The organism is Geothrix sp. PMB-07, assembly GCF_030758935.1.
In the GTDB taxonomy this organism is placed as follows: Bacteria; Acidobacteriota; Holophagae; order Holophagales; family Holophagaceae; genus Geothrix.
Genome location: NZ_CP132333.1, coordinates 2,145,891 through 2,163,623 on the forward strand (window position 1 = coordinate 2,145,891; position 17,733 = coordinate 2,163,623).

Consider the following 17,733-nt stretch of genomic DNA (forward strand, 5'->3'; position numbering starts at 1 on the left):
GCTGGCCCCGAAAGGGGCCGGGCTTACCACGTGCGCGACCTAAGGGGGTCGCGGAGCAGAGCCCAGCGGGCTCTGAGGAGCGGGGACCCACTGGGAGCGTAGGCCAGTGCCGACCCGTGAGCGCAAGCCGAAGGCGCGGCGCGAACGGATGGTAAGGCTGGCCCCGAAAGGGGCCGGGCTTACCACGGCACTCGGGGGAACGACTTAGGGCTGCTTCTTCCGATCTGACCCGGTTCATCGCACCCCGATGCATGGGGCCCGGCTTGAATTCAGCGTATCCGCGATCCGGGTCGGCACGCCAGTGCATGAGGCCTTCGCAAGCTGGCGCTGCCACTGAAAGTGGCGGATTTACGCACTCTTTTTAAGCAGCCGAAAAATCCGCCGCTCGCCCCTTGACACCCCTACATCTTGGGGCCATCCTTTTCTCCCGGCACAACCCATAGAGGTCAACCTAAGTCCCTGCCCTTCCTGGGAGGGCTTTGCGCGCCTCGCGGGAAAGTTGTGTCTCCACTCCCCCTGCCTTCTCCACCCCAATCACGCCAGGACCACCCGATGAAGATCGCCCGCCATTTCACCAAGGCAGGTCACGACCCCTTGGAAGGCATTCCCTTCGTCCCGCGCACCAGCCGCATTTCCAAGCTCGATGGCACCGTGGTGTTCGAGGCCAAGGATGTGATGGTGCCGGAAACCTGGTCCCAGGTGGCCGTGGACATCCTGGCGCAGAAATACTTCCGCCGGAAGGGTATTGATGCCAACAACGGCGGTGAAAAGGATGCGCGGCAGGTCTTCCACCGCCTGGCAGGCTGCTGGCGCCATTGGGGCGAGACGCACAGCTACTTCGACTCCGCCGAGGATGCCCAGGCCTTCTACGACGAACTCACGTACATGCTGGCGAACCAGATGTGCGCGCCCAATTCGCCCCAGTGGTTCAACACCGGCCTGCACTACGCCTACGGCATCTCAGGCCCGGCCCAGGGCCACAGCTTCGTCAATCCCCTCACCGGGCAGATGGAGAAATCCACCTCCGCCTACGAGCGCCCCCAGCCTCACGCCTGCTTCATCCAGAGCGTGGCCGACGACCTCGTCAACGAGGGCGGCATCATGGACCTGTGGACCCGCGAGGCCCGCATCTTCAAGTACGGCTCCGGCACCGGCACCAACTTCTCCAAGGTGCGCGGCTCCGAGGAACCCCTCTCCGGCGGCGGCCGCAGCTCGGGCCTGATGAGCTTCCTGGCCGTGGGCGACCGCGCCGCGGGTGCCATCAAGAGCGGCGGCACCACGCGCCGTGCCGCCAAGATGGTCTGCCTCGACCTCGACCATCCCGACATCGAAGCCTTCATCGACTGGAAGGTCACGGAAGAGCGCAAGGTGGCCATGATCGCCGCGGGTAGCGCTGTGGTGCGCCGCCATTGGGACGCCATCTGCAAATCCGTGGAGGGCTCCACCACCAAGGATGCCGATCCACTCACCAACGAAGCGCTCCGCAAGGCCCTGGCCCGCGCCAAGCGCGAGGGCGTGCCTGCAGCGTTCCTGACCCAGTGCCTGGGCCGCCTGGCCGAGGGTGATTTCGCCCGTGACCTGCAGGGCTACGACACGTCCTGGGATGGCGAAGGCTACCTCACCGTGGGCGGCATGAACTCCAACAACTCAGTGCGCGTGCCCGACGCTTTCATGCGCGCCCTCGAGATGGACGGCGACTGGGAACTGAAGCGCCGCATCGACGGGAAGGCCTGCAAGAAGCTGCGCGCCAAAGATCTCTGGGAGAAGGTGAACCGCGCCGCCTGGGCTTGCGCCGACCCCGGCATCCAGTTCAACACCACCATCAATGACTGGCACACCTGCCCCGAAGACGGCCCCATCAACGCGAGCAATCCCTGCTCCGAGTACATGTTCCTGGATGACACGGCCTGCAACCTGGCCTCGCTGAATCTCTGCACCTTCCTCACGGAAGATGGCGGGTTCGACCTGACGGGCTACCGCCATGCCATCCGCCTCTGGACGGTGGTGCTGGAAATCAGCGTGCTCATGGCCCAGTTCCCCAGCGATTCCATCGCCAAGCTCAGCTATGAGTTCCGCACCCTGGGCCTGGGCTACGCCAACCTCGGCGCCATGCTCATGCGCATGGGCATCCCCTATGACAGCGTGGAGGGCACCCAGTGGTGCGCTTCGCTGACCGCCATCCTCACGGGCGACGCCTACGCCGCCAGCGCCGAGATGGCACGGGAGCTGGGCCCCTTCCCCGGCTACCAGAAGAACGCCCAGCACATGCTGCGGGTCATCCGCAACCACCGCCGGGCCGCCTACAACGCGCCTGCCTCCGAATACGAGCAGCTCTCCATCCGCCCCCAGGGCCTGCATGGTGCAGGCGTGCCCAAGCGCATCACCGATGCGGCCCGCGAAAGCTGGGACACGGCCCTCACCTACGGCGAGCAGTGGGGCTACCGCAACGCCCAGGTGAGTGTGCTGGCCCCCACGGGCACCATCGGCCTGCTCATGGACTGTGACACCACGGGCGTCGAGCCCGACTTCGCCCTGGTGAAGTTCAAGAAACTGGCGGGCGGCGGCTACTTCAAGCTGGTGAACCGCGCCATTCCCGAGGCCATGGCCCGCCTGGGCTACACGCCGGATCAGATCCACGACATCGAGCGCCACGTGGTGGGCTGGCTGCAGATCACCGAGGAGACCCCCGGCATCACCCGCAGCATGCTCAAGGGCGCGGGCTGGGCCGAGGAGGAGATCGCCCTGGTGGAGCAGAAACTCCCCACGGCCTTCGACCCCGCCTTCGCCATCGACACCGACCGCCTGAAGAAGGATTTCAGCGCCGAGCAGGTGGAAACCTTCCTGCTGGCCCTCAGCGGCACCATGACCGTGGAAGGTGCGCCGCACCTCAAGGATGAGCATCTGCCCATCTTTGACTGCGCCAACCGCTGCGGCCGCACGGGCAAGCGCTACATCGCCCCCATGGGCCACCTGCGCATGATGGGTGCCGCCCAGCCCTTCCTCAGCGGGGCCATCAGCAAGACCATCAACCTGCCCGCCGAGGCCACCGTGCCGGAGATCGGCGGCATTTATGAAGCCAGCTGGCAGCTCATGCTGAAGGCGGTGGCCCTCTACCGCGATGGCTCCAAGATGAGCCAGGCCATGGCCACCAACCTGGATCTGCTGGATGGCGCGGACACCCTGCTGGACGACTCCGCCACCGCCACCGAGAAGGCCCCGGCCGTGGCCCAGGCCCTCACGCAGCAGCTGGTGCGCACCTACCGCCGCCGCATGCCCAACCGCCGCGGCGGCTACACCCAGAGCGCCACCATCGGCGGCACCAAGCTCTACCTCCGCACCGGTGAATACGAGGACGGCAGCCTCGGCGAGATCTTCCTCGACATCCACCGCGAAGGCGCCGCCCTGCGCGCCATCCTCAACTGCTTCGCCATCGCCGTGAGCATGGGCCTGCAGCACGGCGTGCCCCTGGAAGAGTTCTGCGACGCCTTCCTGTTCACGCGCTTCGAGCCCGGCGGCATGGTGGCTGGCAGTGACACCATCAAGCTGAGCACCAGCCTCATCGACTTTGTGTTCCGCGAACTGGCCATCAGCTACCTGGGCCGCTACGACCTGGCCCACGTGGATCCCGAGCAGCTCATCAACGCCACCACGGGCCTGCGTCCCGGCAGCCAGGCGCCCAACCTCGTGGCCGCCATGCCCGCGCTGCCTACGGGCACGCCCCTGCCCTTCCCCGAGGGGCCAGTGGCTGGCGCCTCAGCCTCGCCCGCGCCCGAGCCCGTGCTCGTGGGCACAACGGGGGGCCGGGCCACGGTCAGCGCCGCGCAGGCCGCCCGCGAGAAGGGCTACACCGGCGACCCCTGCCCCGAATGCGGCCACCTCACCCTGGTGCGCAACGGCGCCTGCATGAAGTGCCAGACCTGCGGCGCCACCACGGGCTGCAGCTAACGGCCATCGAAACCCATTGAGTGCAAAAGGGCGGGAGTCATCCCGCCCTTTTCATCTGTGTTCATCCGCGTTTATCCGTGGCTCATCTTTCCTTCTCGTCGGAAGATGAAGCCATGCCTGACCCCCTGGATCCCACCACCCTCGACCTCGGCTCCGATCCCGAGCTGGGTCCTCTGCTGTCGGCCCATCCCGACATCGAGCCCCTGCGCTTCCGCGACGGGGAGCGGCTGGTGGTGGAGGGGGAGGATTCCCAGGATCTCTACATCCTGCTGAGGGGCGCCCTGGTGGTGGAGAAGGTCCTGCCCGATGGCACCCAGCGCCCTCTGGCCCAGTTGGAGTGTCGACCGCAGGCCCCGGTCATCATCGGTGAGATGGCCTATTTCGGAGCCCAGCGCCGCACGGCCACGGTGCGCGCCGTGGGCAGCTGCCAAGCCCTGCACCTGAAGCCGAGCCACCTGGATGCCATCATGGCGGGCTTCCCAGGGCTCACCCGCATCCTCTGCCGCCAGTTCACGGCCCGGCTCTCGGAGGCCAATCAAGAGCTGCGCGATCTGAGGGCCCGCTTCGATCTGGCCGCCCATCCGCGCATGGCCCAGCCCGGCGAAGTGCTCCTGGAAACAGGTGAGCCCGCCCACGCCCTATTCCAACTCACGATGGGCTCCGTCCGGGTGGACGAGGGGATGACGAGTCGCGTTGTCCGCGCTGAGGATCTACCCGAGGGTTTCCTCGGCCTGGAGGCCTTCCTGCGCGGCATCCCACATCCATTCACCGCCACCGTCGAAGAGCCCTGCTTCCTGGCTGTGATCGAAGCCGAACGCCGCGAGGCCTTCCTCCGCAGCTATCCGGGCCTGGTGATCAGGCTCCTCCAGTCCTAGGCATTTGGTCACAACTGGAAAACGGAAGGCAGGCTCTGTGGGACGGGCCTCCTGGACCCTCCCTTGCCATGGCCAGGAAAAATAACGGCATTGGACCGCTTGCCGATAAGACCGTGAAAACCATTAAGGCTTTTCAGAACACCGCGTTTCGCAATACTCAACCCAGGTCAATCCGACCACGGTGAAATCCATGGAGTTCGTCCACATCAAGGATCCTTCAGGCATGGGGAGCTGGCTCCTCATCCTGGGATGTCCCCTGAAGGCCTCCCACCAGCTGCGAGATGAGGCGCGGCACCTGTCCGGCCCCACCTTCGCCACCTGCGCCGAATGCATTCATCAGGCCGGTGCCTGCTTCGAGAACCGCGACCCGGACCTGGACTGGAGCCTGGGTGCCTACCCTGAGCAGCTGCAATGCGGGTATTGCCATGGCGCCGAGGAAGGCCAGGAAGCCGAAGTTGAAGCCATCATCCAAAGCAGTTGGAAGGTGGGCTAGGAGGCCGCTCCTGGCTCATGCCAGGGATGGCCCAAGGCCGCATCGATCATCCAACGTGCAATGCTGATGGGGCTGGGCAAGGGAGGCATCTCCTCCTTCCCGAACCAGCGGGCATCTTCCAGTTCGCTGGGATCGGGCCGCAGGTCGCCATCGAGGTATTCGGCCGTGAAGCCCACCATGAGGCCGTTGGGGAAAGGCCAGGGCTGGCTGCCAAAGTAGCGCAGGTGCTGGATGCGGATGCCCAGTTCTTCCGCCACCTCCCGGTGCACGCACTGCTCCAGGGATTCGCCGGGCTCTGCGAACCCCGCCACGGCGCTGTAGACGCCGGGCTTGAAATGCGGTGATCGGGCGAGGGCCCACTGGCGCCGCTCACCCTCGCCCCGGTGGATGAGCACGATGATGGCGATGGCATTGGAGGGGAACACCGTGCGGCCACAGGCCGGACAGCGCCGCCCCTGCCCCTCGCCCGGTTCCAGGGCCGTGGCACACCCCCCGCAGAACCGGTGGCCCTCCTCCCATTCCAGCCACTGGTGCGCCCGTCCGGCCTGAAGCCAGTCCTCCTGGGCCATCCGGGGATGGGCGTCGCGCAGACCCAAGGCCTCCACCCCTGGAGGGAGGGGTTGCTCGGGAGAGACCCGCTGGGCCAGCCATCCCTCTGGCAGCCGAAGGCTGGTCAACGTTGGGAGGTCCGCCGGCAGGGCCTCGAAAGGCAGCCAGAGCCGGTTTTCCTGAAACACCATGCGCCTGTCGTTCATTCCCACCTCGGCCCTTCCAGCCTAGCCAGGGTTTGGCGCTGCAGGCAGGTGGGCGACCGCCCTTCCACCCATAAACCGGAGCCTCGCCTGCCCGTAGGCTGGCAAGGAGCCCCCATGCCTTCGAACATGACCCATGCCCGGATGGCGGGCCTGCTCTATCTGGTGGTGGTGCTGACCGGCTTCTTCAGCCTCGCCTACGTCCCTTCGCAGACCCTGGTTCCTGGAGACGCCGCCGGGACGCTGAACCGCATCGCATCTTCCGAATCGCTATTCCGCCTGGGCATCGCGGCGGGCTTTCTGTGTTACCTGGCCTTCCTCTTGCTCCCTTTCCCGCTCTACAGGCTGCTTAGCCCAGTCCACAACGGCGCCGCCCTCCTCATGGTCGCCTTCGTGCTGGTGAGCACCCCCATCTCCTTCCTCACCCTCACTCACAAGCTCAACATCGTGTCGTTCCTGGGGGAAGGTGGGCGCCTCGGGACGCTCCGCGGAGAGCAGCTGCAAACCCAGGTGATGCTGTCACTGGAGGCCTACCGGAACGGTGTGCTGCTCGCCAAGATCTTCTGGGGCCTCTGGCTGCTGCCCTTCGGCTACCTCGTCTACAAGTCCCGCCTGCTCCCCAGGGTTCTGGGCCTGTTGCTCATGGCGGGGTGCTTCGGCTACCTGATCGATGTCTTCGCCCGGGTGCTGGCGCACGGATACGCTGGGAGCCGCCTGGCAGCCTTCATTCCGATGCCCGGTTCTCTCGGTGAGATCAGCATCTGCCTGTGGCTTCTGATCGTGGGCGCCCGGGAATCAGCGCGCGCCGCGGGCTGAGGCCCGATCACACGAACAGCAGGGCATGAACCGGTGGCAGATGTTCGGCGAACGTGAGCCAGTTCTGACAGGGCCTGCATGACAAAGCCTTCCCCGGCCGGGGACACCGGATCGCTGAGCCCCTGCCGTTCGCTGATGGGCACTCCGTCCACATAGATCGCCATGTGAACCCTCGGGGCGCCGTGCTCATCCAGCACGTAATCGCGGAGCTTCGGATAACCCGCAAAGGCCGCTTCCAGGCTTCCCGCACCGTGCTGCCCATCGCCCGCCGGGCGGACAGGCCACATGACGCTGGAGGTTGCGGGTGAATGAGACATGAGGCATGGGCGTTCGGAGGAATGCGCAAAAGAGCAGCGCCCCATGATGTTTGTCAAGACAGACGATGTTCAGGCCCGCCCTCCCTCCGTGTGCCCCATCTGTCGAATCAATCCGAGCGGCCACCGGTCAGCCTTTTGGCCCCTGGCCGGAAAAAGCCTATAATGAACGTTGTCACTAGACCCTTTTACCTCAGGGGGCACCGATGCAGGTCGGAAGCGTCCAGAGTTCCTTGAATGCAGGGCTTCAGCCCCTGAAGGCGTCAGCCAAGGTGGCGACTCAGGCCAAGAGCACGACCTACATTGATCCCCGTGACACCAATCAGGATGGGGTCGTATCTCCGGCAGAAATAGCAGCCTATGAATTAAGGCACCCCAGCATGAATTCAACCCATGCTGCCCATGCGACGTCACCGGGCTACACCCACCAAGGATTGCGGCAACAGGCCCCCCAGGCTGTCCATAGCCTGTTGGACCTGAAGGCCTGAGCGGAGCCCCGAGGCTGTGGCCCGAGACTGTGCAAGCGGGCCGCAGCCCTGGCGGAAGCGCGATTCCTAGTTGTCGGTGCCAACGAGGTTGACCAGCCGGGTAACCGGGGGCTGACCACCTAAGGCCTTGTGGGGCCTGTGGTGATTGTAGAAGTGGAGCCAGGCGCCGAGCGCCTGGTTTCTTTCGTCTGAGCTCTGCCAGGTGGGACCGTAGGCCCACTCTCGCAGGGCCGTCTGGATGAGGCGCTCGGCCTTGCCGTTGGTCCGTGGGCGGTAGGGGCGGGTGCGGCTGTGCGTGAGGCCGAAGGCTTCGCGCATGGCCTTGAACGCCTTGGACCGGTAGGGCGAGCCGTTGTCGGTCAGCAGCTTGCGGGCGGTGACGCCCCGGGCCTGGAAGTGCAACAGCGCCCTCTGGAGGAATGAGGCAGTGGTCTCCTTCTTCTCGTCCGGGAGCACTTCCATGTAGCAGGCCCGCGAGTGGTCGTCCGAGCAGACATGGAGCACCTGGTAGCCCGCATCGCGGTTCTTGTGGTGGCGGATGCCTGTGGCGCGGTGGCCCACTTCGTGGAAGTTGGCGAGCTTCTTGGTGTCCAGGTGGAGGAGGTCGCCGGGGGCCGCGTGTTCGTAGCGGTTGTCGGGTTCCTTGGGCTGGAGGTCCGAAGCCTTGGAGATGCGCGCCTTGCGGAGCCAGAAGCCCACGGTGGAACGGGGCACGCCCAGTTCCGAGGCAATCCGGATCGCCGCCTGGCCCCGCCGCCTTCGACCTACGGCCTCGACGACGAGGCCAAGCTCGTGGCTTCGCGCCAGGCGATGCGGCTGGCTGGAGCGATCCAGGAGTCCGGCCGGACCCTCTGTTTTGAACCGAGCGAGCCATCGGTAGGCCCTGCGCGTGCTGATTCCTATGGATTCAGCCGCATCCCGGACCGTCCAGTCCTCCTCCAGAACGCGCTTCACCATTAATGCTCGACTGGCGGGGCAAGACTTTGCTGAACTGTGGAGGTTCACCCGAGGCTCCGAGAAAGCTGTTTGTTGGCGCTTTCAGCTTCCCAGATCTCGGGTGAACAACCTGATTGGCACTTACACCTAGTCGAATCGGGTGGGATCGTTCCAATCATCCAGGTGGATCACTGCCCGTCGCTTGCCCTGGTCCAAGTGCAGGCGCGCCTCCAGGAATTCCTCATCCTCCAGCAGCGTGGGATCAGGCAGGGGACGGCCATCCAGTTCGTGAATGGGCGCCGCGCGCCGTTCCACGCCGATGATCCGGTTCCAGGTCTGCCGCCGTTCCAAGGGACTCATCATGGTCCACCTCCGGCTGTGACCCAGCATAGGTCCGTCCATGCTGGGCGCCAGCCGGAAAAAAAGAGGCGGGGATTGAACCCCGCCCCTCCAAAGCTGCAAACCCGTTTTAGACCAGGCCGAGCTGCTTCACGGCCTGACGTTCTTCATCCAGTTCCTTGGCCGTGGCGTCCATCTTGGCGCGGCTGAAGGCATTGATCTCCAGACCCTGCACGATCTCCACCTGGCCGTTCTTCACGGTGACGGGGAAGCCGTAGACCAGACCCTCGGGCACGCCGTAGCTGCCGTCGGATACGAAGGCCATGCTGGTCCACTCGCCCTCGGGCGTGCCCAGCGCCCAGCTGTGCATGTGGTCGATGGCGGCGTTCGCGGCGCTGGCGGCGCTGCTGAGGCCGCGGGCCTCGATGATGGCCGCGCCGCGCTTGGCCACGGTGGGGATGTACGTGGTTTCGTACCAGGCGTGGTCATTGACCAGCTCGTAGGCGTTCTTGCCGTCCACGGTGGCGTGGTAGAGGTCGGGGAACTGGGTGACGCTGTGGTTGCCCCAGATGGTCATGTTCTTGATGGCGGTGACGGGCTTGCCGGTCTTCTCCGCCAGCTGCGAAATGGCGCGGTTGTGGTCCAGGCGCACCATGGCGTGGAACTGGGTGGCCTTGAGTTTGGGCGCGTTGGACAGCGCGATGAAGGCGTTCGTGTTGGCGGGGTTGCCCACCACCAGCACCTTCACGTTGCGGCTGGCCACTTCGCTCAGGGCATGGCCCTGGGGCTTGAAGATGCCGCCGTTGGCGTTCAGCAGGTCGCTGCGCTCCATGCCGGCCTTGCGCGGCAGGGCGCCCACCAGCAGGGCGTAGTCCGCATCCTTGAAAGCCACCATGGGATCGTCGGAGGTAACGATGCCCGCCAGCAGCGGGAAGGCACAATCGTTGAGTTCCATCACGACGCCCTGCAGGGCCTTCAGAGCCGGGGTGATCTCCAGCAGCTGGAGGATCACGGGCTGGTCATTGCCAAGCATCGCGCCGCTGGCGATGCGGAAAAGCAGGCTGTATCCGATCTGGCCGGCTGCGCCGGTGACCGCCACGCGAACAGGGGGTTTCATGCTGGATCCTCCTAAGGGTCCGCTCATTCTATACCGGTGTCATCACTTGGTCACCAGAGGGTCCGGAATCGGGGCGCTTCCTCCGTTTTGACAGGGCCGAACCAAAGGTATTGCACAACCGCACCGATGGGATGGGATGCTTTCCCCCATGCACCGAATCGTTTTCCGACTCGCCGCGTTCCTCCTCGTCTTATTCACCACTCTGACATCCGCCTCCGCAGCTGGCATTCCCACCTCGGGGCGCATGGTGTTCCGCGCCTACGGTGCCCCCGAGGGCCTGGAGCACATGAGCCTCACCTGCCTGGCCCAGGACCGATCCGGCTTCCTGTGGGTGGGCACCGAAGGCGGCGCCTACCGCTATGACGGCACCGCGTTCCGTCTTTGGAGTCTGCCTGAGGGGCTGCCCTCGGCCTGGGTGCGCACCTTCGCCGCGGCCACCGATGGCAACCTCTGGATCGGCACCCGCGGGGGCCTTTGCCGCTTGAGGGACGGTCACATTCACCGTGTGGATTCACAGGACCCCCTGGCCCACGCCCTCATTTCCCAGATCGCAGAGGATAGCCGCGGCCGCATCTGGGTCGCTTCCCAGCTGGGTCTGTTCCGCAACGAGGGCGGCACCAGCGGCTTCAGACGGATTCCTGAATGGCCCGAAGGGCCCGCCTTCTCGCTGGCGCGGAACGGCTCCTCCATGTGGGTTGGCGGCCCCTCGCTGCTGCGCCAGATGAGGGATGATGGCGCCATCACCCCCTGGAACACCTCGCAGGGGGTGCCCGATGAACCCGTGAAAGCGCTGTTGTTTTCGGGCGTCGGCGATCTGTGGATCCGCACGCCGAGTCAGCTCCGGCTGCTGCGGTGCGGCGCAGATGCCATCACCTTACCGGCGGCCGGGCTGCCGCCGTTGGCAGTGAGTTTCTACGAGGAGAACCTGGCAGCGGATGGCAGCGGCGGCCTCTTTGTGCCCACCGCCAAGGGCCTGCTGCACTTCCCCAGCACCGGCGGCTGGCGGTTGCTCGGCGAGGAGCGCGGCATTCCCCAGGGCTGGACCAACCAGGCCCTGGTGGATGCGCAGGGCAACCTCTGGCTCGCGAGCCTGGGCCTGCACCTGCTGCAGGGCAACGGCTCCTGGCAGAACTATACGCACATGGACGGCCTGCCCGGCGACACCACCTGGGGCCTGCTCCGGGACCGTCAGGGCTGCCTCTGGATCAGCACCAGCAATGGCCTGGCCCGTATGGATGCCCAGGGCCTCAAAACCTTCCCCCTGGGCAGCGGTTTGGTGCTCTACACCTTGGCCGAGGCCGCCGATGGAAGCATCTGGGGCGCTGGGGAACATCCCTTCCTCGTGCGCATCGCGCCGGATCGCCAGAGCGTGACGCGCCTTCCCCTGCCGCCTTCCCAGGGCCTGGCCATTCCCGTCGCGCTCACGTTCGATGAGCGCGGTTCCCTGTGGATCGCCACGTCCAACGATGGCCTCTGGCAGCTGCAGGATCCCATGGGCAACCGGCGCTTCCAGCGGGCAGAGCTACCCGGCCAGGGCGAGCTCGGCCAAATCACCGCGCTGCACCTGGATGGGGCAAAGCGGCTCTGGGCCTGCACGGGCCGGGGATTGGCACGGCTCGATCAACAGGGCTGGCGGATGTTCGGCCCAGAGGTTGGGCTGCACGATGCGCCCCTCTGGGCCCTGGCGCCCCTGCCCGATGGCACAGTTTGGCTGGGCTACCTCGAACCCTTCGGGCTCACCCATTTGGATCTGAGTGGCGCCACGCCCAAGGTGCTGGAGCACCGCAGCCGCAAAAACGGTTTGGCCAGTGATTCGGTGTACAGCCTCGTGGCGGACCCCACAGGCGCCCTCTGGGTGGGTGGCCCCCGCGGCGTGCAGCGACTGAGCGGTGCGACCCAACGGCTGTTCCGACGCGAGGATGGCCTGGTGGGCACGGACTGCAATCCCTTTTCCACTTGGGCCGATGCCGATGGCAGCCTCTGGTTTGGTTCCACCACGGGCCTGCTGCGGCACCTGCCTGAATCCAATGTTGGCAACACACCAGCTCCCGGCACCGTGCTGCTGGGCCTGGGGCTCGGCCGGCGCACCTGGGACCTCCCCTTCATGGGCTCCCTGGATCTCGGCAGCGTGCCCTATGCCGATCACACCCTTTCGGCTCGCTGCACCTCCCTCGATTTCCAGCAGGAGGACCGCCTGCAGTTCCAGGCCCGGCTGCTCGGCCTGGAGGAGGAATGGGTCAGTCTGCGGAACCGCGATCTGCGCTACGCCGCCCTGCCCCCCGGGAAATACGAGCTCCAGGTCCGCACACTCATCGAAGGGGGCCAGCCGGGCCCCATGGCCACGGCCCGCTTCCAGATTCTTTCGCCCTGGTGGTCGCGATGGTGGATGTGGATCATCGCCTTGGGCCTGGGCCACGTGGTGGGCCGCGCCGGCTTCCGCTGGCGCACCCGCCGACTGCGGCGGCGGAACGAGGATCTCCAAGCCCTGGTGCAGGAGCGCACCCAGGCCCTGGAGCTCAGCAACCTGGCCGTGGAAACCATCTCCACCACGGATCCCCTTACCTCGCTGCGGAACCGGCGCTACCTGAGTCAGGAACTTCCAGCTGCATTGGCCCTGGTAACGCGCAACCAGCGGGCTGGCGCCACAGGGCCGGATGCGGCCCTGGTGTTCGCCCTGCTGGACATCGATCACTTCAAACGGATCAACGACACCTGGAACCATGAGGCTGGAGATCGCGCCCTGAAGCAGATCGCCGAGATTCTGCGCCGTGAGGCCCGTGAATCCGATTTCCTCATCCGGTGGGGCGGAGAGGAGATCCTCTTCGTGGGCCGTACTGCGGATCTGGACAGCGCGTCGGCGGTGGTGGACCGCCTCCATCAGGCCATTCGAGAGCGGGCCTTCGATCTGGGCGTCACGCACCCCGTGCCGCTCACCTGCTCCATTGGTTTCTCCGTGTATCCCTTCCAGCCGGATCACCTGGAAGCCACCACCTGGGAAGATCAGGTCCGGCTGGCGGATCGCTGCCTCTACGCCGTGAAACGGTCCGGCCGCGACAGCTGGCTTGGCGTGGCGGGACTGCCAGGAGCGGCGCCCGACCTGGCCCAGGCCTTTGAAGCCAATCCGGCCGAGGTGGCCGCCAGCGGGGCCGTGGCCCTGCGGGCCCGGGAGGAACGCCCTCTGCACTGGGAGTCCTACGGGCAACCTTGAGCCGCCTGCCGCTGGCCCTACAGCGCCTTGACCACCTGCTCGCCGCCCAGCTGACGCATCTGGTTCAGGATCCAGGCCTGGCGACCGCGGATGTATTCGCTTGGGGCGTTGGCGTGGAATTTCCGCGGATTGGGCAGCACCGCGGCCAGCAGGGCCGCCTCCGAGGGTGAGAGCCGCTTGGCGGGCTTGCCAAAGTATGTGCGCGCGGCGGCCTCGGCACCGTAAACGCCATCACCGAACTCCACGATGTTCAGGTAGACCTCGAGGATGCGCCGCTTCGACCAGCCGGTTTCGATGAGCAGCGTGAACCAGGCCTCGAAGCCTTTGCGCACCCAGGAGCGGCTGCTCCACAAGAAGAGGTTCTTGGCCGTCTGCTGGGAAACCGTGGACGCACCCCGCTTCCGGCGGCTGACCTCATTGTGCTGGATGGCCTTCTCGATGGCCTGCCAGTCAAACCCGAAATGATCGGCGAAGTTCTGGTCCTCTGCAGCGATGACCGCCACGCCCAGGCTGGGGCTGATGTCCTCCAGAGGCACCCACTGGTGACGCGCCACGTACGGCTTGTCAGCGGACCAGGATTCCACCCGACGCTGCAGCATGAGCCCCGAAGTCGGCACCGGCGCAAAGCGGAAAGTCAGCACCAGAATGATGTTCAACGCAAGAAAGAGCCCCAGAGCCCAAGCTAAGCCCAGCAGAATCCGCTTTCCCCAACCCCGTTTTTTCGCCATCGCCCGCACCCGCCGAAACATTCAGTCTGCCAGGGCCCAGGCCGATGAGTGGAGGTCGGTTTCCACCAAGGGAGGGCGGCCGGCAAGGGGGCATTTCTGGATGTCGACCCAGGAGGAAAAAAGGAAGTACCCGCGCCTGAGCATCAGCGACAGGTCCTACGGCATACGCTTGCGGGTCAACGGGTCGGCGGTTCAGGATCTGCACCTGGTCAACCTGAGCGCGGGAGGCTGCGGTCTGGAAATCCAGATGGCGGAAGCGCGGTACCTGGAAATGGGCGATCTCCTGGAATCTGTCTTCCTCGATCACCCGGATCTCCCCTTCGTTCCGTTGAGCGCTGCCGTGGTCCGGATGCTTGGCAAGGTGGCCGGCAAGACCGGTGGTTACGTGCTGGTGGGCCTGGAATTCCAGGAGATCACACCCTTCGTGCGGGATCTCATCGCCGACCACGTGATGGAAAGACTGAAACAGGAATGACCCCTCCGGCTGGAACCTCAGGAAGCCAAGTCAGCGCCCCATGAAACAAACCCCATTCGAGATCTTCCTGGACCGCCTCGACCCCACCTGGCGCGGTGATCAGCTGGCCTTTTTCCGGACCGTCGCAGGCCTTGGCACCGAGGCCGTGGAAGAACTGGCGGGCCGGGTGTCCCGGGTGTCCTGTCCCGTGGGCCTGCGGCAACTCACCCTCGAGTTCAGCTTCTACTTCCCGTGGGTGGAGTGGATTCCTGCGGTGGACCGCGTCCTCCGCCACGAAAAGGATCTTCGCCTGTTCGAGACCGGCGTCCGCGCCCTGGGCCGCATCGGCACACCTGCGGCCCTGGAGAGCCTCCGCTCCCTGTCCCTCAGCCGGGCCACACCGGGTTTCCAGGACATCGTCAATCAGGTATTGCAGGAATCAGACCCCTCCGAGGCCTTCAACCATCACTTCGCCCGCCTTCTCCAAGGCAGCGCCCAACCCTCTGATGCGAACGAAGGCGCACACCAATTGGCGAAGCTGATTGGCGCCGAGAGCTTCGAGCCCCTGAAGAGCGCCGTGGGGCATCCCGATCCCCTGGTGTTCCGGCACGCCCTGCGCCTCATGGGCACAGTGCCTTCCGCCGAAGCCGCCGAGTTTCTCCTGTCGCTCCTGAAGGAAACGCACCTGGAATCGCTGGAGGATCGCGATGTCCGCGGGCTGCTCACGGAGTTCCGGATTCTGTCCCACGCAGAGGTGAAGGCGAAGGCACTCCAGCTGCTGGCGTCCCGCCTGGAGGCGAGCCCGGCTCCGCCCGTGGCTGAGCTCGCCGATCTGACATCAGAGGAACCAGCCCGAGTCCAGGCCGCCGCAGCACGCTTGAAGGACAGGGACCTGGGCCTCCTGGACAGCTTCCTCCGGGATACCCTTCTGGATGCCCTCACGGACAAGCCCGCCCACCTGGCCAAGCGCCTGGGACAATCCGCAGAGACCGCCCAGCGCCGAACGCGCCGCATCGAATTCGCGCTGGATTCCGCCGCACAATCCCTGGCCACCATGGTGGAAGACAGTCTGATCGAGCCCGCCCAGGTGATGCCGGTCCTCGCCGAATCCCTTCGTCTCGGCACAGGCCATGGGGGCGTGGCCAGCGCCCTGGCGAGGCTGGTGCAACCGGAAGCGGAAGATCTCATCGACCTGATGCTCGGCCAAGCGGATGGCGCCATCCGCGGCGCAGCCCTGGAAGTGCTGGGCGGCCGGTTCGAGCCAGGGTTCCGCCCCGCCTTCATGAAGCTTCGGCGAGATGCCATCACGGACATTGCCGATCGCGGCCTCTGGCACCTCGGGAAGCTGCCTGAACCGGTCGAAACAGGGCGACGTTTCCTCGCTGACGGGGATCCGGAAGAAGTCCTCGTGGGCCTCCGGTTCATCGCCATGCACAAACTGGAGGAACTGGTGCCGGATCTGGTGGAGCGGGTGGCGAGCGAAACCCGTGAAACCCTGTTGATCGCGGCACTGCAAACCCTGGGTGCCATCGGTTCACCCCGGGCCGTGGACCCCCTGCTGGCGCTCCTCCACTCCGGACAGGGGCCCAGGATCCTCCTCGCCCTTGCCGAGTCCTTGCGGGATCTCGGGAATCCCGATGGTGCTCTCGCGCTTTGCGCGAAGGCCGAGGAACTCAACAGCCCAGTGCTGCGGGCCGTCGCTGTGGAGGCACTCGCCAAAGCCCACGGCACCGAAGAGCAGCCGCTTCCCGCCAACCGGTCCTATGTGCTCATCAAGGCCGTGCGGGGGGCCTGGAATGACCGCCAGCCATGGCCGCTGCGCCGTCGCATCGGCGATGCACTGCTGAGCCTCCGGCCCGAGAACTCAGGCATCTGGATCGAACTTTCGGGGCTCTTCCAATCCACCCTCGAGGAAAAACGGCCTCCGGGAGCCGTGTCCACCGAGGATCTCACCCGAATTCAAGCCTGCGCCCGCACCCTGGCGCAGCTGGCGGCACTCTAACCGGCGGCACAGGCCTGCCTCGGCACCGTCCAACACTTCCGGCCTCCACGGTCGACAGCTCCCGCCCCATCGGGCATGCTCCCAGGGGAGGACAGCATGATCGGACACCCCGTAGATCCCTTGACCGGCGCAGAACTGGTGGCGCTCGTGCAGCGGGTGTTCCAGCCCCAGCCAGGGGAAAACGCCCTGACCATCCTGGTGGACCTGCCAGATGCCAAGGTGGCCGATGACGCCCATTGGGCCGCCGGGCGGGAGATGGCCCAAGCCTGGGTGGATGAGCTGTCGGCACACAAAGCCGACTTGGGTATGGACGCCCACTTGTTTCTCTACCCCAATGTGCACACCAACAACGGGGATCTGCCCGAGAGGGCGTGGCGCCACACCAGTGGCCCCCTGCCCTCGGCAGAGGCCCTGGATCCCTCCAAGTCCATCGCCTTTGCCGAACTCTACGCCACGCATCCCATCCTCCTTGCCCTCACCAAGTTCTCGGCCACGGCCCCCTTGAAGATGGCCGCGAAGAAGCACCCCTTCCGCGCCGCCACCATGCCCGGCTTCCGGGCCGACATGATTCCCGCGCTGCGCCTGGATTACACCGAGGTGAACCGCCGGGTGAACCTGCTGAAAGATCTGCTGGACGAGGCGGACGGCGCCGCTTTCCGCTTCGGCACCCCGGCGGGGCCCTGCGAGCTCTTCGTGGACCTGCGCCACCGCCAGGGCCACGCCAGCGGCGGCCTGCTGCCAACCCCCGGCACGGCGGGCAACCTGCCCTCGGGCGAGGCCTACATCGTGCCCTACGAGGGTGAGCGCCCCGGCGATCCCAGCCGCACGGCGGGCATCATGCCCGTGGAATTGAACGGCGAGGTGGTGCGCTACCGCTTGGAGGCCAACCGGGCCGTGGCGGTGCTCAGCGAAGGCCCGCAGTCCGTGGCCGAGGCGGAACACCTGCGGCGCGAACCCGCGTACGGCAACCTGGCGGAACTGGGACTGGGCGTGCTGGCGGGTTTCGGCGTGAAGCCCAACGGCACCGTGCTGCTGGACGAAAAGCTCGGCTTGCACCTGGCCTTCGGCCGCAGCGATCACTTCGGAGGCCAGGTGGGCCCCCAGCATTTCAGCGGCCCCGAGGCCGTCATCCACATCGACCGGGTGTACGTGCCCGAGGTGCAGCCCCGCGTGCGGGTGGAGGCTGTGGACCTGATGCGGGCCGATGGAAGCCTGCATCCGCTGATGCGGAACGGCGATTACTCGGTAGCGTTCTAGCCCGCTAGG

At 66.0% G+C, this 17,733-nt stretch carries 13 protein-coding genes and 1 other RNA gene; 8 read left to right on the forward strand and 6 right to left on the reverse strand.

Going from position 1 to position 17,733, the window contains the following annotated elements; translation table 11 throughout:
• Window positions 1-168: 168 nt before the first annotated feature.
• Window positions 169-264, reverse strand: an RNA gene (ffs, locus tag Q9293_RS09560) — signal recognition particle sRNA small type.
• A gap of 288 nt (window positions 265-552) precedes the next feature.
• Between ffs and Q9293_RS09565 the strand changes: the two genes are divergently transcribed.
• From Q9293_RS09565 to Q9293_RS09575, 3 genes are all read left to right on the forward strand, one after another.
• Window positions 553-3,945, forward strand: coding sequence for an adenosylcobalamin-dependent ribonucleoside-diphosphate reductase (locus tag Q9293_RS09565; RefSeq protein ID WP_306245818.1), 3,393 nt, complete (start codon window positions 553-555; stop codon window positions 3,943-3,945).
• 113 nt (window positions 3,946-4,058) lie between these two features.
• On the forward strand, window positions 4,059-4,820 hold the full coding sequence (locus Q9293_RS09570) for a Crp/Fnr family transcriptional regulator (RefSeq protein WP_306245820.1): 762 nt from the start codon (window positions 4,059-4,061) through the stop codon (window positions 4,818-4,820).
• A 190-nt stretch (window positions 4,821-5,010) separates the two neighbouring features.
• Complete coding sequence (locus Q9293_RS09575; RefSeq protein ID WP_306245823.1) at window positions 5,011-5,313, forward strand: hypothetical protein; 303 nt, start codon at window positions 5,011-5,013, stop codon at window positions 5,311-5,313.
• Here Q9293_RS09575 and nudC read toward each other — a convergent pair.
• Window positions 5,310-6,068 carry an NAD(+) diphosphatase gene (gene nudC / locus Q9293_RS09580; protein ID WP_306245825.1) on the reverse strand — a complete coding sequence of 253 codons (759 nt, stop codon included), beginning with the start codon at window positions 6,066-6,068 and terminating at the stop codon, window positions 5,310-5,312. The genes Q9293_RS09575 and nudC overlap by 4 nt on opposite strands.
• Window positions 6,069-6,182: 114 nt before the next feature.
• Between nudC and Q9293_RS09585 the strand changes: the two genes are divergently transcribed.
• Window positions 6,183-6,881: a DUF4386 domain-containing protein gene (locus tag Q9293_RS09585; RefSeq protein ID WP_306245827.1), complete on the forward strand. Its 699-nt coding sequence runs from the start codon at window positions 6,183-6,185 to the stop codon at window positions 6,879-6,881.
• An 868-nt stretch (window positions 6,882-7,749) separates the two neighbouring features.
• Here Q9293_RS09585 and Q9293_RS09590 read toward each other — a convergent pair.
• From Q9293_RS09590 to Q9293_RS09600, 3 genes are all read right to left on the reverse strand, one after another.
• Complete coding sequence (locus tag Q9293_RS09590; protein ID WP_306245829.1) at window positions 7,750-8,640, reverse strand: IS481 family transposase; 891 nt, start codon at window positions 8,638-8,640, stop codon at window positions 7,750-7,752.
• 126 nt (window positions 8,641-8,766) lie between these two features.
• Entirely contained in the window at window positions 8,767-8,982 is a 216-nt protein-coding gene (locus tag Q9293_RS09595) for a hypothetical protein (RefSeq protein WP_306245831.1), read from the reverse strand.
• Window positions 8,983-9,088: 106 nt separating this feature from the next.
• Window positions 9,089-10,075: a malate dehydrogenase gene (locus tag Q9293_RS09600; protein WP_306245832.1), complete on the reverse strand. Its 987-nt coding sequence runs from the start codon at window positions 10,073-10,075 to the stop codon at window positions 9,089-9,091.
• Between the two features lie 148 nt (window positions 10,076-10,223).
• Between Q9293_RS09600 and Q9293_RS09605 the strand changes: the two genes are divergently transcribed.
• A complete protein-coding gene (locus tag Q9293_RS09605) occupies window positions 10,224-13,283 on the forward strand; it encodes a ligand-binding sensor domain-containing diguanylate cyclase (protein WP_306245834.1) in 3,060 nt (1,019 codons plus the stop codon).
• A gap of 17 nt (window positions 13,284-13,300) precedes the next feature.
• On the opposite strand, the gene mtgA is transcribed toward Q9293_RS09605, so the two are convergent.
• A complete protein-coding gene (gene mtgA, locus Q9293_RS09610; protein WP_372342152.1) occupies window positions 13,301-14,011 on the reverse strand; it encodes a monofunctional biosynthetic peptidoglycan transglycosylase in 711 nt (236 codons plus the stop codon).
• A gap of 100 nt (window positions 14,012-14,111) precedes the next feature.
• Here mtgA and Q9293_RS09615 point away from each other — a divergent pair, with 100 nt between their 5' ends.
• The 3 genes from Q9293_RS09615 (at window position 14,112) to Q9293_RS09625 (ending at window position 17,724) form a co-directional block, all read left to right on the forward strand.
• Entirely contained in the window at window positions 14,112-14,486 is a 375-nt protein-coding gene (locus Q9293_RS09615; RefSeq protein WP_306245838.1) for a PilZ domain-containing protein, read from the forward strand.
• Window positions 14,487-14,526: 40 nt separating this feature from the next.
• The gene (locus Q9293_RS09620; protein WP_306245840.1) at window positions 14,527-16,467 is read left to right on the forward strand and encodes a HEAT repeat domain-containing protein; all 1,941 of its coding nucleotides are present in this window, start codon (window positions 14,527-14,529) and stop codon (window positions 16,465-16,467) included.
• 96 nt (window positions 16,468-16,563) lie between these two features.
• Entirely contained in the window at window positions 16,564-17,724 is a 1,161-nt protein-coding gene (locus Q9293_RS09625; RefSeq protein ID WP_306245842.1) for a hypothetical protein, read from the forward strand.
• Window positions 17,725-17,733: the final 9 nt, after the last annotated feature.